The organism is Chitinophaga fulva, assembly GCF_012927205.1.
Taxonomy (GTDB): Bacteria; Bacteroidota; Bacteroidia; order Chitinophagales; family Chitinophagaceae; genus Chitinophaga; species Chitinophaga fulva.
Genome location: NZ_JABBGC010000001.1, coordinates 316,142 through 329,703, shown reverse-complemented (window position 1 = coordinate 329,703; position 13,562 = coordinate 316,142). Strand labels below are relative to the sequence as shown.

General features: G+C 42.4%; 10 protein-coding genes. All 10 read left to right on the top strand.

Annotated elements, in window-relative coordinates; genetic code table 11:
- The first annotated feature begins 1 nt into the window (after position 1).
- The 10 genes from HHL17_RS01425 to HHL17_RS01380 all read left to right on the top strand — a co-directional run bounded on the left by HHL17_RS01425 (position 2) and on the right by HHL17_RS01380 (position 13,559).
- Positions 2–574: an acyltransferase gene (locus tag HHL17_RS01425; RefSeq protein ID WP_169223032.1), complete on the top strand. Its 573-nt coding sequence runs from the start codon at positions 2–4 to the stop codon at positions 572–574.
- Positions 574–1,596 carry a Gfo/Idh/MocA family protein gene (locus HHL17_RS01420; RefSeq protein ID WP_169223031.1) on the top strand — a complete coding sequence of 341 codons (1,023 nt, stop codon included), beginning with the start codon at positions 574–576 and terminating at the stop codon, positions 1,594–1,596. The genes HHL17_RS01425 and HHL17_RS01420 overlap by 1 nt, the downstream gene beginning before the upstream one ends.
- Positions 1,597–1,604: 8 nt before the next feature.
- Positions 1,605–2,603 carry an NAD-dependent 4,6-dehydratase LegB gene (locus tag HHL17_RS01415; RefSeq protein WP_169223030.1) on the top strand — a complete coding sequence of 333 codons (999 nt, stop codon included), beginning with the start codon at positions 1,605–1,607 and terminating at the stop codon, positions 2,601–2,603.
- A 10-nt stretch (positions 2,604–2,613) separates the two neighbouring features.
- Complete coding sequence (locus tag HHL17_RS01410; RefSeq protein ID WP_169223029.1) at positions 2,614–3,744, top strand: DegT/DnrJ/EryC1/StrS family aminotransferase; 1,131 nt, start codon at positions 2,614–2,616, stop codon at positions 3,742–3,744.
- Between the two features lie 5 nt (positions 3,745–3,749).
- Positions 3,750–4,367, top strand: coding sequence for a DapH/DapD/GlmU-related protein (locus HHL17_RS33525; protein WP_169223028.1), 618 nt, complete (start codon positions 3,750–3,752; stop codon positions 4,365–4,367).
- Between the two features lie 9 nt (positions 4,368–4,376).
- Positions 4,377–5,456 carry a nucleotidyltransferase family protein gene (locus tag HHL17_RS01400; protein ID WP_206155886.1) on the top strand — a complete coding sequence of 360 codons (1,080 nt, stop codon included), beginning with the start codon at positions 4,377–4,379 and terminating at the stop codon, positions 5,454–5,456.
- A gap of 38 nt (positions 5,457–5,494) precedes the next feature.
- Complete coding sequence (locus HHL17_RS01395) at positions 5,495–6,694, top strand: glycosyltransferase family protein (protein ID WP_169223027.1); 1,200 nt, start codon at positions 5,495–5,497, stop codon at positions 6,692–6,694.
- Positions 6,691–8,139, top strand: coding sequence for an MOP flippase family protein (locus HHL17_RS01390; RefSeq protein ID WP_169223026.1), 1,449 nt, complete (start codon positions 6,691–6,693; stop codon positions 8,137–8,139). Before HHL17_RS01395 ends, HHL17_RS01390 begins: the two co-directional genes overlap by 4 nt.
- 420 nt (positions 8,140–8,559) lie before the next feature.
- A complete protein-coding gene (asnB, locus tag HHL17_RS01385; RefSeq protein WP_169223025.1) occupies positions 8,560–10,437 on the top strand; it encodes an asparagine synthase (glutamine-hydrolyzing) in 1,878 nt (625 codons plus the stop codon).
- Between the two features lie 614 nt (positions 10,438–11,051).
- On the top strand, positions 11,052–13,559 hold the full coding sequence (locus HHL17_RS01380; RefSeq protein WP_169223024.1) for an SLBB domain-containing protein: 2,508 nt from the start codon (positions 11,052–11,054) through the stop codon (positions 13,557–13,559).
- Positions 13,560–13,562 lie beyond the last annotated feature (3 nt).

Sequence of the window (13,562 nt, the reverse complement as noted above, 5' to 3'; positions counted from 1 at the left end):
TATGAGTTTTTATGCGCATCCCACAGCCATCATCGATGAAGGATGTACTATCGGTGAGGGGACCAAAGTATGGCACTTTTCCCATATCATGCCGGGTTGTACACTGGGAAATAATTGTAATATAGGGCAGAATGTTGTAATCTCCCCGGAAGTGGTTTTGGGAAACAATGTGAAGGTACAGAACAACGTTTCCATATATACCGGGGTAACCTGCGGAGATGATGTGTTTCTTGGGCCTTCCTGTGTTTTTACAAATGTAACTAACCCCCGGAGTGCGGTGAACAGAAGAGGGCAATATGCCAGAACCCATGTTGGGAAAGGGGCTTCTATTGGCGCTAACGCCACGATCGTATGTGGACATGATATTGGTGAATTTGCATTTATTGGCGCTGGCGCGGTTGTGACCAAGAACGTACCGGCATACGCGCTGATTGTGGGAAATCCAGGTAAACAGATAGGCTGGATGAGTGAGTTTGGTCACCGATTAAACTTTGATGAGAATAGCCGATCTCAATGCATAGAAAGTGGTCAGGTATATCAACTGGAAAATAATCAAGTTAAACGAATATCATAATGGCAGCAATAGAGAAGAAGATAAAATTTGCAGTGGTCGGTTACGGCCATATTGGCAAACGTCATGCAGAAATGATCAGCCGTAACCCCGATGCGGAACTGGCTGCAATAATTGATATAAAGCCTGCCGATAAGATCAATCTGAAGGGGGATGCAGTACCCCTTTTTGATTCCCTGGCAGCGTTCCTTGAATCTGGTATAGACGTTGATGTGGTTAATATCGCAACTCCCAACGGGTATCATGCCACGCAGGCGCTCGCTTGCCTGGATAGTAAGAAACATATTGTCGTGGAAAAACCCATGGCGCTTAATAAGCAGGACGCTGAAAAAATAATATACAAAGCCCTGCATGTTCATAAACATGTGTTTGCAGTCATGCAAAACCGCTATTCTCCTCCTTCTGTGTGGATCAAGGAAATGATTGAATCCGGAAAGCTTGGGAAAGTTTTTATGGTGCAGCTCAACTGTTATTGGAACAGAGACGAACGTTATTACACGATGGACAGTTGGCACGGCAAAAAAGATCTCGACGGTGGAACATTGTATACCCAGTTCTCCCACTTCGTGGATATCATGTATTGGCTGTTTGGTGATATAGAAAATGTGGCTGCAAGGCTGACCACGTTTAACCACCAGCAACTCACTGAATTTGAAGACAGCGGCTTTGTGACTTTTGACTTCGTAAACGGTGGGATGGGCTGTATCAACTTTTCCACTTCTGTTTGGAATACTAATCTTGAAAGTAGCATGACCATTATTGCTGAAAATGGTAGTGTGAAAATTGGTGGACAATACATGGATAAGGTTGAAGTTTGTAACATAAAGGATTATACCATGCCGGAACTGGCGGCAACCAATCCGGGTAATGACTACGGAGCATACAAAGGTTCTGCACAGAACCATCATTATGTGATCGATAACGTAATCGATGTCCTCAAAGGTAGGGCAGCCATTACAACCAATGCTCTGGAAGGGTTGAAAGTAGTGGAAATCATTGAACGAATTTATAATAGCGCAAAGTAAATATTACAATGAAACTAACCGGAAAGAAGATATTGGTTACAGGGGCTGATGGTTTTATCGGAAGTCATCTTGTAGAGGAATTACTGGATAATGACCTGGAAGTAACAGCCTTTTGTTATTATAATTCATTTAACAGCTGGGGGTGGCTGGATACTTTCCCTAAAGAAAAGCTTAGTAAAATTAAGATATTTACCGGGGACATAAGGGACCCGAACGGCATGAGAGAAGCCATGAAAGGAATTGATGTTGTTTTCCATCTTGGCGCTTTAATCGCAATTCCATTCAGTTATCATTCCCCGGATGCTTACATTGATACCAACATCAAGGGTACATTAAATGTGTTACAGGCCGCAAGAGATCTGCAGACAGAGCGGGTAATTGTAACCTCTACCTCCGAAGTGTATGGAACGGCTCAGTATGTGCCAATAGATGAAATCCATCCACGGCAGCCACAGTCTCCTTATTCAGCTTCTAAGATTGGCGCAGACTGTATCGCAGAGTCATTTTTCAGAAGTTTTAACCTGCCTGTTACCATCGTTCGTCCGTTTAATACTTATGGCCCCAGGCAATCGGCAAGGGCTGTTATCCCAACAATTATCACCCAACTGTTAAATGGCAGCACGGAGATCCGTTTAGGGGATCTTTCTCCCACAAGGGATTTACTGTATGTAAAAGATACGGTGAAGGGATTTATTGAGATTGCCAAATGTGATCAGTTGGTAGGACAGGATTGTAATATCGCTACACAGTCTGAAATCAGCATTGGAGATCTTGCTGGCAAGATAATTGAAATCGTGTCTCCTGCCGCTAAACTCATCGCTGATGAGCAACGTATACGTCCGGCTAAAAGCGAAGTCTTCCGGTTGTTCGGGTCAAATCAGAAGATCATAAGCCATACGGACTGGCGCCAGCAGTTTTCTCTCGAAGAGGGGCTCAAACAAACCATCGCATGGTTCTCCGACAGCAGTAATCTGAAACAGTATAAATCGAACATCTACAATATATAAAAATAACCATATGAGCTATAAAATACCTTTGTTTGATCTTAATTTTGATGAACGCGAAGAAAAGGCCATCGTGGAAACAATAAGGTCCAACTGGATCTCTATAGGTCCGAGGTGTGAGGAAATGGAACGGATTTTTGCTGAAATGCTGGGGGTTAAATATGCGATTGGCATGTCCAATTGTACTACTGCGCTCCATCTGGCATACCTGGCTGTAGGAATTGAGGAAGGCGACGAGGTAATTTGCCCGTCATTATCTTTCGTGGCTACAGCAAATGCAATTCGTTATATCGGAGCCAAACCGGTTTTCTGTGATATTGAGAATTACGATGATCTGAATATTTCTGCTGCCCGAATTGAAGCCGCTATTACTCCCAAAACCAAGGCTATCGTGGTAATGCACTTCGCCGGTTTCCCTTGCGATATGGACGCTATCATGGCTATTGCTGCGAAACATAACCTTCGGGTTGTAGAGGATGCCTGCCATGGTCCGTTGTCAGAATATAAAGGAAAAAAGCTCGGTACTATCGGAGAAGTAGGCTGCTTTAGCTTCTTCTCAAATAAAAATATCAGCACCGGTGAAGGAGGAATGATTGTAACCAATGACGAGCAAGTTGCCCGCAGGGTAAAAAGCCTGCGTTCCCACGGTATGACTACCATGTCTTACCAGAGGGCGAAAGGACATGCTACCAGTTATGATGTTGTGGAAGTTGGATACAATTACAGAATGGATGATATGAGAGCGGCCATTGCCATAGTTCAGTTTGGTAAACTACAGGAAGATCTGAATAAACGGGTAAAAGTGCGGGAGCTATATCTTACAGAACTGAAATCTCTGGAAGATAAAATTTATGTGCCGTTTGCCGGAAATACAGAGTTTGTTTCAAACTATATATTTCCAATTGTGCTTAAAAACAGTGATGTTGAAAACCGTGACAACGTAAGAGAGCGAATTCATGCAAAAGGTGTACAGACCAGCGTACATTATCCGGCCATTCACAGATTTTCTGCTTACAAACCCTTTGGCGCAAATGTACCAATGACAGAGTATGTAACAGATAACGAGATTACCTTGCCAATGTATGCTTCCCTGTCCGGAGAAGATATCAAATTTATAGTTGATAGTTTGAAAGATTCAATCTAATATTGATGGATATTATTTTGGTGGGTGCCTTCAGCGAGATGATTGAATTGGCTGATCTTTGTGGATCAGATATAACCGGGATAATTGACGTCCGGGAGGCCCCTGGTTATCCATTGACTTATCTGGGGAAGGACGATGATGCGAGAGCGATATTTGGTGAATATGGCGACAAGGCCGATATTATACTATCTCCTGATATACCCATTGTGCGGGAAAAACTGTTTGCTTTTTATAAAAACATCGGATTCCGGATTGGCTCATTGTTGTCGCCTCATGCAAGAATTTCGAAAAGCGCAAATCTTGATGTTGAGGGATTGATGGTTCAATCCGGTGTCAACCTGTCTGCAAATACTGTTATTGGTCGTGGCGTAAGGCTTAATGTGAATGCCAATGTTATGCACGACTGTGTAGTAGGTGCTTTTACTACTATTGCCCCTAATGCCGTTTTGTTGGGAAAAGTAACGCTCGGAAGCAGGGTGTATGTAGGTGCTAACACAACTATATTGCCTGGAATAACCGTTGGAGATGATGTAATTATTGGTGCTGGTGCCGTTGTAACAAAAAACATAGAAAAGGGTGATGTTGTGGCGGGTGTGCCTGCAAGAGTAATAAGAAAGCAGTAAATTAACCATATGCTGAACACAAATGATAAAAGAATAACTGACCGCATCATTCATTTTGATAGTACTATTTTGCAGGCACTGAAACAAATGGATGAGAACAGGATTCGCCTGTTGTTGGTGGTACAGGATGCGAAATTCAGTACACTGTTAACAATCGGTGATATTCAAAGGGCCATCATAAAAAATATATCACTTGATGAACACATCGCGTCTATTGTCCGAAAGGAAGCGCCTATTGTTTCAAAAATTGGTGATGATATAACGAGTATCAAAAGCCGATTACTGGAATTGCGGAGTGAGTGCATGCCTATCGTGAATCAGCAAAATGAACTGGTAGATGTTATCTTCTGGGAAGACCTTTTTAAGAAAAACCCGCTGTTGCCGAAAGGTAAACTGGATGTTCCCGTTGTGATCATGGCTGGTGGTAAAGGGACCAGACTCCGTCCAATCACTAATATCATTCCTAAACCTCTGGTGCCTGTAGGCGAAAAACCCATCCTTGAGGAAATAATCAACAGATTCAGGTTCTTTGGCGTTAAAGACTACTATGTTTCGGTGAATTATAAAGCCGAAATGATCAAGTTCTATTTTGACGGAATAGAAAAAGACTACGAGCTGAGTTACTTCATGGAAACAAAACCTTTAGGTACGGCTGGTAGCTTATTCCTGTTGAAAGATGTAATCAAGTCAACTTTCTTTGTTTCCAATTGTGACGTGCTGATTGAGAACGATTACAAAGAAATATACGACTATCATAAAGAAAATAAAAATATAGTCACCATCGTGGCTTCTTTGAAGCATATGAAGATTCCATACGGAATTATCAAATGCGGAGAAAATGGAGAGTTGCTTGGTATTGATGAAAAGCCTGAATTAACCTATATGGTGAACTCCGGGATGTATATTCTGGAGCCTGAGGTGATGAATTACATTACAGAGAATGAATTCCTGCATATTACCGATTTGATAGAACTACTCCGTAGCAAGAATCACCGGATTGGCGTATTTCCTGTCAGTGAACGGTCATGGCTTGATATTGGCGAATGGAAAGAATACTTCGATACGATAAAGTATCTGGATGACAAGTAGGAACTTAAATGTTGGTAAGATTAAACGGGACCAAATAAATGGATGAACTCAGAATTTTATTAATCGGGGAAGTCAGTAATTTTCACATTGAGAACCTGGCAAAAGCACTAAGGAAATATTCAACGAAGCCGTTGATGGTTGATATGATGTGCACAGGTGATGTCTCCGATAATAAATTAAACGACTTACATAAAATTTTTAATAACGTCTATTTCCGGAAGGAGGGATTTTTTTTAAAAAAATTTCGGAATGCCGGGCCGTTATACACCCTTTTTAATATTATTAGCATAATAAAGCTGAGTACCAGTATTAAACGGCGATACACTGTTGCAGAGATTCACTATCTAGATACCTTCTATGCGTACATTGTTCCTTTTATCAGAAGAAAAACGGATAATATTTTTGCCTGTCTGTGGGGAAGTGATTATTACCAGGACAGAGCCGCCTTTGGTAAACGACAGAAGAAGGAATTTGATTATTTGCTGCATTATGTAGACAAAATACTGGTAGGTACGTCCCAGATGTCATCCGAGGTGGCCGCAGAGTATCCGGCACTCAATGGCAAGATCAGCGAAATCAGGTTTGGATCGCCTGTAATAGACAGGATGGAGGAGTTTCTGCAAACTGCGAATGCCACTAAAATAAAGGAAAGGCTGGGAATTGATCCGGAATGCATCGTTATTTCCGCCGGACATAACGGCGCCAGGGAGCAGAATCATCTTCAAATTATTGACGCACTGGAGCAAACGGTAAAAGAGCTTGGGAATACAAAAATACATGTGTTGTTTCCGGTTACTTATCCCGCTGATGAAAATTACCGGAACGAGATCAGGCAGTGGCTTCAGCATGTAAGTTTCCCGGTTACTATTTTTGACAAGTTCCTGGCTGAAGAGCAGGTAATGGAAATACGAGTTGTTTCCGACGTATTTATCCATATTCAATCACAGGACGCGTTTTCTGCTGCAATGCTTGAATATTTTTATGCCGGTACCGTTGTATTAAATGGAGCTTGGTTAAAATACCCCGAACTGGACACTGCTGGTATGGTGTATCCCACAGTAGAAAATAATACAGTTGCTGATCTTGTGAATGCACTGAAAGAAATCCTGTCAAATATGCAGGTGTTTAAAGAAAAGTGCAAGGGTAACCGAAACATTGCTTACAATCTGAAAAGCTGGGAAGCCAATGTTTACAAATGGTTGGGGGTGTATGACCAATTAAATGCAAGTACTCAATGAGTTTAGTAAAGAAGGCGGTATTTGGTACCAGTTGGACAGCCGGGTCGATGGTTGTGCAGGTAGTTGTGCAATTACTCCGGTTATCAATTCTGACAAGGTTTCTTTCAAAGACTGACTTTGGACTGGTGGCGATAGTCACCCTTGTGCTTGGATTTACCCATATTTTTACCGACCTGGGAATATCTACTGTGCTGTTTTCCAGGAATGACATTACTAAAAAAGAGTACAGCAGTTTATACTGGGTAAGCTTTCTCTCCGGCGTTTTCCTATACCTGCTGCTGTTATTGTTTACGCCGCTGATTGCCGGATTTTATGACCTTAATGAATTAAGGAGCCTGATACCAGTAATGGGGCTGGATTTAATCATCGCTACGGCAGGACGACAATTCAAAGTTTTCAAACAAAAGGAGCTGCGCTTTAAGGAGATAGCCATTATTGAGATCATTGCTGCCCTTGTTTCGCTGGGACTGGCAGTGTATCTTGCCGCCAATAACTATGGTGTATATAGCCTGGTGTATTCTACCATCCTGAATTCTTTACTGTCATCTACCTTATTGATCTTAACCAGCATCCAATCTCACCCCATTTCATTTTACCTGAACATAAAGGAAAATAAATCACTGTATAAAGTTGGGTTATATCAAACGGGAGCACAGATCCTGGATTTCGTGTCCAGCCAGCTGGATATCATCATCATAGGGAAGATCATGGGACCGGCGGACCTGGGTGTATACAATCTGATCAAACAGCTGGTATTAAGGCCATATTCCCTCCTGAATCCAATTATTCAAAATGTGGGCATTCCGATACTCGTAAAGCTGAGAAACGATGCCAGAGAATTTAATGCGCTGTTTTTGCGGTTATTGAAAGCAGTTGGATTTATCAGTTTCCCGGTTTATGCACTAATCGCCTTGTTTGCGCAGGAAGTATTACTGATATTGTACGGGAAGTCATATGTTACCGCAGCATTACCATTGCAGGTATTGTGCATCTGGGGTGGGGTTATGTCTTTATTAGGATCAGCCAGTATACTGGTCATTGTTACCGGCAAAACCAATCTGGGATTTAACTGGACTATTTTCCGGGTAATCACCAACCCCGTTTTTGTAATGATAGGTGGTATATGGGGAGTATTAGGCATATCTGTCGGGCAGGCGATCTGTATTGTTTCATTTCTCTTTCTATATTGGTTTTTCTTTATTAAAAGAGTAGTGAACATTTCATTAAAAAGCTATAGTTCTTCTTTTCTTTCCCTGTTGGCGATAACATGTCTCGCTTTCATAGCAGGAATTTTTATAAAAATGATGGCTGGAAACTGGATGAATGAATATGTCGCTGACACTATTGTACTATTCGTTTTCGGGCTGATCTATCTGGGGCTGAACAAGTCATTTTTGCAGGAAAGTTATAGCCTCTTTGCAGCCAGATCCGGCAATACAAAATAAGATTATAGCCTGATTTTCCTTGCAGGTTTAAATGTTAATTCTGGTTGACCCTTATACTTTTGACTTTGAAATATATAAAAATATTGACATGTAAATTTTCCAGATAAATATTTTTGTTCTTTGGATAGAGGGGAAAACCGGTTTACTCGTCTTAGAGTTATAGTATAATTTCTATGTATCCTGGATTTCTGATACTGTTGAGTCTTCGTTATTCAAAGCTGAATAGAGAGGGTGGCTCTTTGTTCTTTTGCTGTCCACATAGTCTTAAAAACCAGCTAACATTTAAACATTTTGCAGAGGGAACGGTTTTTTTAACGGAAAATGAATCATGTGAATAAATTTCGTCGCATGATGTAACCCCGTTTTGTCTCCGCCCAGGAAAATCTCATTAATATAATAATACAGTAACAATCAACACAAATGTGTGGAATAACCGGACTTTTAAATAATGCTGCAGGAACTGTCAATAGTCATGTTTTACGGCAAATGACAGACATCATCGCCCATCGGGGACCTGACGGAGAGGGACAATGGGTGGCACCAAATGGCCAGGTAGGGCTTGGACACAGACGCCTTTCGATCATCGATCTGACAGAAGGAGGGCATCAACCTATGCATTACGCGGACAATCGGTACACGATTACCTTTAACGGGGAGATATATAACTATATTGAGTTACGAACAAAACTTAAGGGAAAAGGTTACAGCTTTAGAAGTACATCCGATACTGAAGTGTTATTGGCTTTGTACGATGCAGAAAGAGAAAATTGCCTGGCCTCTCTGGATGGCATGTTTGCCTTCGCCATATGGGATGAAGTGGAACAAACTTTATTTTTTGCCAGGGACCGCTTTGGAGAAAAGCCGTTTCACTATTACTATGAGCCGGGCAAACGTTTTGTGTTTGGTTCAGAGATGAAATCACTGTGGGCAGCCGGCGTACCAAAGGCGATCAATAACCGGATGCTTTATCGCTATCTGGTATATAATGAAATAATGGACGAGACTGATTTGTCCGTTACTTTCTTTGAAAATATTAAACGACTGGAGCCAGGGCATTATGGTTTTTTACACCTGCCTTCCTTCAAACTCGATATTAAGCAGTACTGGAGTGTAGAAGCTGGTCATGAAGATGGAGAAATTACTTTAAAGCAGGCCACTGACAAGTTCCGGGAACTTTTTTTTAATTCGGTTTCCCTGAGACTCCGGTCAGATGTTGAAATTGGCTCCAGCCTTTCCGGCGGATTGGATAGTTCTGCGATTGTTTGTGCGATTAACCATCTGACCAGCAATGAGGGGCGGGCAATGCATACTTTTTCGGCGCGCTTCCCAGGCTTTAAGAAAGATGAAGGTGTACATATTGACAAGGTATTGGCCCGCACAAGAACGATTCCTCATTTTATATTCCCGGATGAGCGTAGCCTGTTGGCCAGAATCAAAGAAGTAGCCTGGCATCAGGAAGAGCCTTTTGCCTCAGCGAGTATCAATGCGCAGAATGAAGTAATGAAATGCGCCAGCAATGAGAAAATCAAGGTATTGCTGGATGGTCAGGGGGCGGATGAGATCCTGGCGGGGTATCATTTTTATTTCAAATCGTTTTTTAACGAGCTGAAATATCAGAATAAAGACGTTTTCAAAACCCAGTTAAGCAGATACCAGGAGCTTCATGCAAGTAATACTATCAATAGTGTAGTATATAATGACAGCCTTAAAGAGAGATTTAAAGAGTTGGTACCGGCTACTGTACTGAAGCGGCTCAGGGATATGAATAATCGATGGCATTCGTCCAGAGGCGGGTTTATAGATAAAGACTTTATGGGCGTTAATATGGTAGGTAGCAGCAAAAGCTGGTTTACCGACAGAGGCTTGAACTTTTCGCTGAAAACCAGTACCACGGGCTCCGGGCTTCAGGAGTTGCTGCGATATGCAGACCGCAATTCGATGCAGCATTCTGTTGAAGTACGGCTCCCCTTCCTCTCACATCATTTGGTAGAGTATATTTTCACCCTTCCATCCAACTTCAAAATATATGACGGCTGGAGTAAATACCTGATGAGAAAGTCCCTGGAAGATATACTTCCTGCAGACATTGCCTGGAGAAAAGACAAAATTGGGTATGAGCCGCCCCAGCAATCCTGGATGGAACTTTCAGAAACGAAGGAGATGATCCGGGAAATCAAGGAAACCCTGGTGAAAGATAGGATATTGAGTACTAAAGCGTTGAATGCTGAGATTCCAACCCATTCGGTTCTTAACTCTGATCTGAACTGGAAGATTCTGCAGATAGGGATGGTCCTTTAATTTTGAGGGTTCCCGGTGCAAGATAATTTCACTTTATACACGACAATTTGTAATAAAATTAGGGCTGACCAGGTAATGGTCAGCCCTAATTTTATTATAGTATATGATGGAAGGCATGTCATCGCCTGAATGATTCTCAAAGCCTTCATCTTTACTTTGAGACAATCCCTTAAGCCGGGAACGATCTTATCGGAAAGGTGATACGCTCCGCTAATGTCCGCTTTTATAGCTATCTTGGCGGGGAGAAACGCATTCCTGTTGAGTAATTGATTGATTTATAGCCTATTAGAGATGTTTTGGATAGTTTTAGGAGTCTTTCGAGTATATTTAAAATATCAATTTAATAAATTGAATATATTATAAGTTGATTAAAACCAATAATAAAGAACCTTCTGATGCTTCATGGTATGAATTATATCGGAACAAGCATGTTCCGACGCTTATCAAATTACGTGTAACAATTTCGAAACAAAACCGTTAGCTAATCTGATTGCTGTAACATTTATATGTTATTTTTAATAGATTTGCAACTTGTTTGGCGATACCCCCAGGGTATGGCATATTACAAGTCTTTTCCAGAAAGGTATTCGAGAAGTTTTTTATCCTATTAATACATGTTCAGAAAATTATTGCTGCTACAGCTTTTCCTGTTTATTGGCTATTGTGTGACCGCGCAGACTCCAGCATTATCCAAAGAACAAATCCGGCAGATGAAGGTTGACAATTTGAGTGATGATCAGATCCGTCAGCTGGTAGCCGATATGAAAAAGAACAACATGTCTTTTTCTGATGTAGACACCTATGCTCAGCAGAAGGGAATCCCTGATGTTGAGGCCAGCAAGCTGAAAGGGCGGATCCAGCAAATGGGACTGGACAAGGAGCTGGACCAAAACAAGAAAAACAAGGAGAAGAGCAAAAGAGAAAATGAAGATGAGACCGGGAGCCGCATGATTGAAGACGATAGTGTGCAGGGAGATTCTACCCCTGAGAGAAGCGACAGGCGTAAAAGCCGTGAGGAGCTGGACCGGGAAAAAAAACGAAAAAAAATCTTTGGTTCCGAGCTTTTCAACAATAAGAACCTGACATTTGAACCCAACCTGAAAATGCCCACTCCGCCTAACTACCGTCTGGCGGCAAATGATGAGGTCCTTATAGATGTTTATGGTTATTCTGAAGTACAACACCGCCTGAAGGTTACGCCTGATGGTTATATCCGTATTCCTAATGTAGGACCGGTATATGTGAATGGATTAACCATGGAGGAGGCTAAGAATCGGATTATCAAGCAGCTGGCGACTATCTACGCTGGTATCAAATCTGGTAATACGTTTGTTCAGGTTGCTCTGGGAAATATCCGGAGTATCCGGGTGCTGCTGATTGGCGAAGTGGTAAATCCAGGTTCTTATACCATTCCTTCGCTGGCTACGGTGGCCAATGCCCTGTATGTGTCCGGCGGCCCAAGTGAAAATGGCTCTTTCCGTAATATTCAGGTGATACGTAATGGTTCAGTTGTAACCACCTTCGACCTATACGATTTCCTGGCTCATGGGGACCTTAGTAATAACGTCGTTTTACAGGACCAGGACATTGTAAAAGTTAATCCATATAAAACACGTGTGGAGTTAATCGGAGAGGTGAAACGTCAAGCTATTTTTGAGGCCAGGGATAATGAAACGCTGCAAAATATCATTGATTACGCTGGTGGCTATACAGATATGTCTTTCCAGGACGTAATCCGGGCTTACCGGGTGAACAATAAGGAGCGGGAAGTGGTGAATATTCCGGCCAGTCAGGTGGCTTCTTTTAAGTTAAAATCCGGGGACCAGTTTTTTATTGACTCGGTTCTGAACCGCTTCAGTAACCGGGTAACCATTACGGGCGCCGTTTTCCATCCCGGCAACTATGCGCTGGAGGATAATATGACGGTGAAAGACCTGATCAAAAGAGCAGACGGTACAAAAGAAGTAGCGGCGCTGTCAAGAGGACTGATCCGTCGTCTACAGACTGACTATACACCTGCTTTCATCAACTTCAGTGTACAGGATGTACTGACAGGTAAATCTGAAGTACGCCTACTGAAGGAAGACAGTGTGGTGATCTATTCCAAATTCGATCTTCGGGAAGAATATGAAGTAAGGATAGATGGAGAAGTGAATAAGCCCGGTTACTTCAACTACGCTGACAGCATGCACCTGGAAGACCTGATCATGATCGCCGGCGGGTTAACTGATGCGGCTTCTTTGCAACGGGTCGAGATCTCCCGTAGAAAGAGAGGAATTACCTATGATCCGAAAGATAGTACCAAGTCAATTGTACAACGGTTTGATATTAATGCAGACCTCAGTAATAATCCGGAAGCCAGGGCTTTTGTGTTAGAGCCATTTGATGAGGTGGTAATAAGGCGTTCCCCGGCATACGCATCACAGGCGAATGTGATGATCAGCGGAGAGGTGATATACCCTGGCGACTATACGATCAACAGCCGTTCAGAGCGTATTTCTGATCTGGTCAAACGTTCCGGCGGGCTTCGTCCGGAGGCTTACCCGGAAGGAGCCGTGATGATGCGTAAAACTTTTATCAATGAAGGAGATAGTTTGCTACTGGCCAATAAGCTGCAGGTGTTCTACAATAAGCTGCAGGACAGTACGGATATTGCCAGGGTACAGGTTGCCGTAGACCGAAAGGAGCAGTTGCTGGGTATCAACCTGGAGCATATCATGAAGCATCCCGGCTCTAAATACGACCTGTTACTGGAAGAAGGAGATATTATTAAAGTACCTAAAAAACTGCAGACGGTACAATTGTTTGGAGAAATCTACTTCCCCAAAAAAGTGAGATTCGATGGCAAATATAACTTCAAGGATTATATCCACGGAGCTGGAGGGTTTACTGGCCAGGCAATGAAACGGCGTAGTTACATTGTGTATGCTAATGGAGAGGTGAAGAATACCAAAAAGGTATTTTTCTTTAACTCTTATCCGAAAGTAAGACCCGGAGCAGAGATATATGTGCCAACACGAAAAGAACGCAAAGGACTGACCTCCGGAGAAGCTGTTGGGCTGGCAAGTGGCCTCGCCTCTGTGGCGCTGGTTATCGTAACCATACTGAATACTATAAAATAATTT

Bases quoted from the DNA above. Each gene is read 5' to 3' on its own strand.
- asnB (WP_169223025.1), top strand. From the start codon at position 8,560: ATGTGTGGAATAACCGGACTTTTAAATAATGCTGCAGGAACTGTCAAT.
- HHL17_RS01380 (WP_169223024.1), top strand. From the start codon at position 11,052: ATGTTCAGAAAATTATTGCTGCTACAGCTTTTCCTGTTTATTGGCTAT.
- HHL17_RS01420 (WP_169223031.1), top strand. From the start codon at position 574: ATGGCAGCAATAGAGAAGAAGATAAAATTTGCAGTGGTCGGTTACGGC.
- HHL17_RS33525 (WP_169223028.1), top strand. From the start codon at position 3,750: ATGGATATTATTTTGGTGGGTGCCTTCAGCGAGATGATTGAATTGGCT.
- HHL17_RS01400 (WP_206155886.1), top strand. From the start codon at position 4,377: ATGCTGAACACAAATGATAAAAGAATAACTGACCGCATCATTCATTTT.
- HHL17_RS01410 (WP_169223029.1), top strand. From the start codon at position 2,614: ATGAGCTATAAAATACCTTTGTTTGATCTTAATTTTGATGAACGCGAA.
- HHL17_RS01395 (WP_169223027.1), top strand. From the start codon at position 5,495: ATGGATGAACTCAGAATTTTATTAATCGGGGAAGTCAGTAATTTTCAC.
- HHL17_RS01425 (WP_169223032.1), top strand. From the start codon at position 2: ATGAGTTTTTATGCGCATCCCACAGCCATCATCGATGAAGGATGTACT.
- HHL17_RS01415 (WP_169223030.1), top strand. From the start codon at position 1,605: ATGAAACTAACCGGAAAGAAGATATTGGTTACAGGGGCTGATGGTTTT.
- HHL17_RS01390 (WP_169223026.1), top strand. From the start codon at position 6,691: ATGAGTTTAGTAAAGAAGGCGGTATTTGGTACCAGTTGGACAGCCGGG.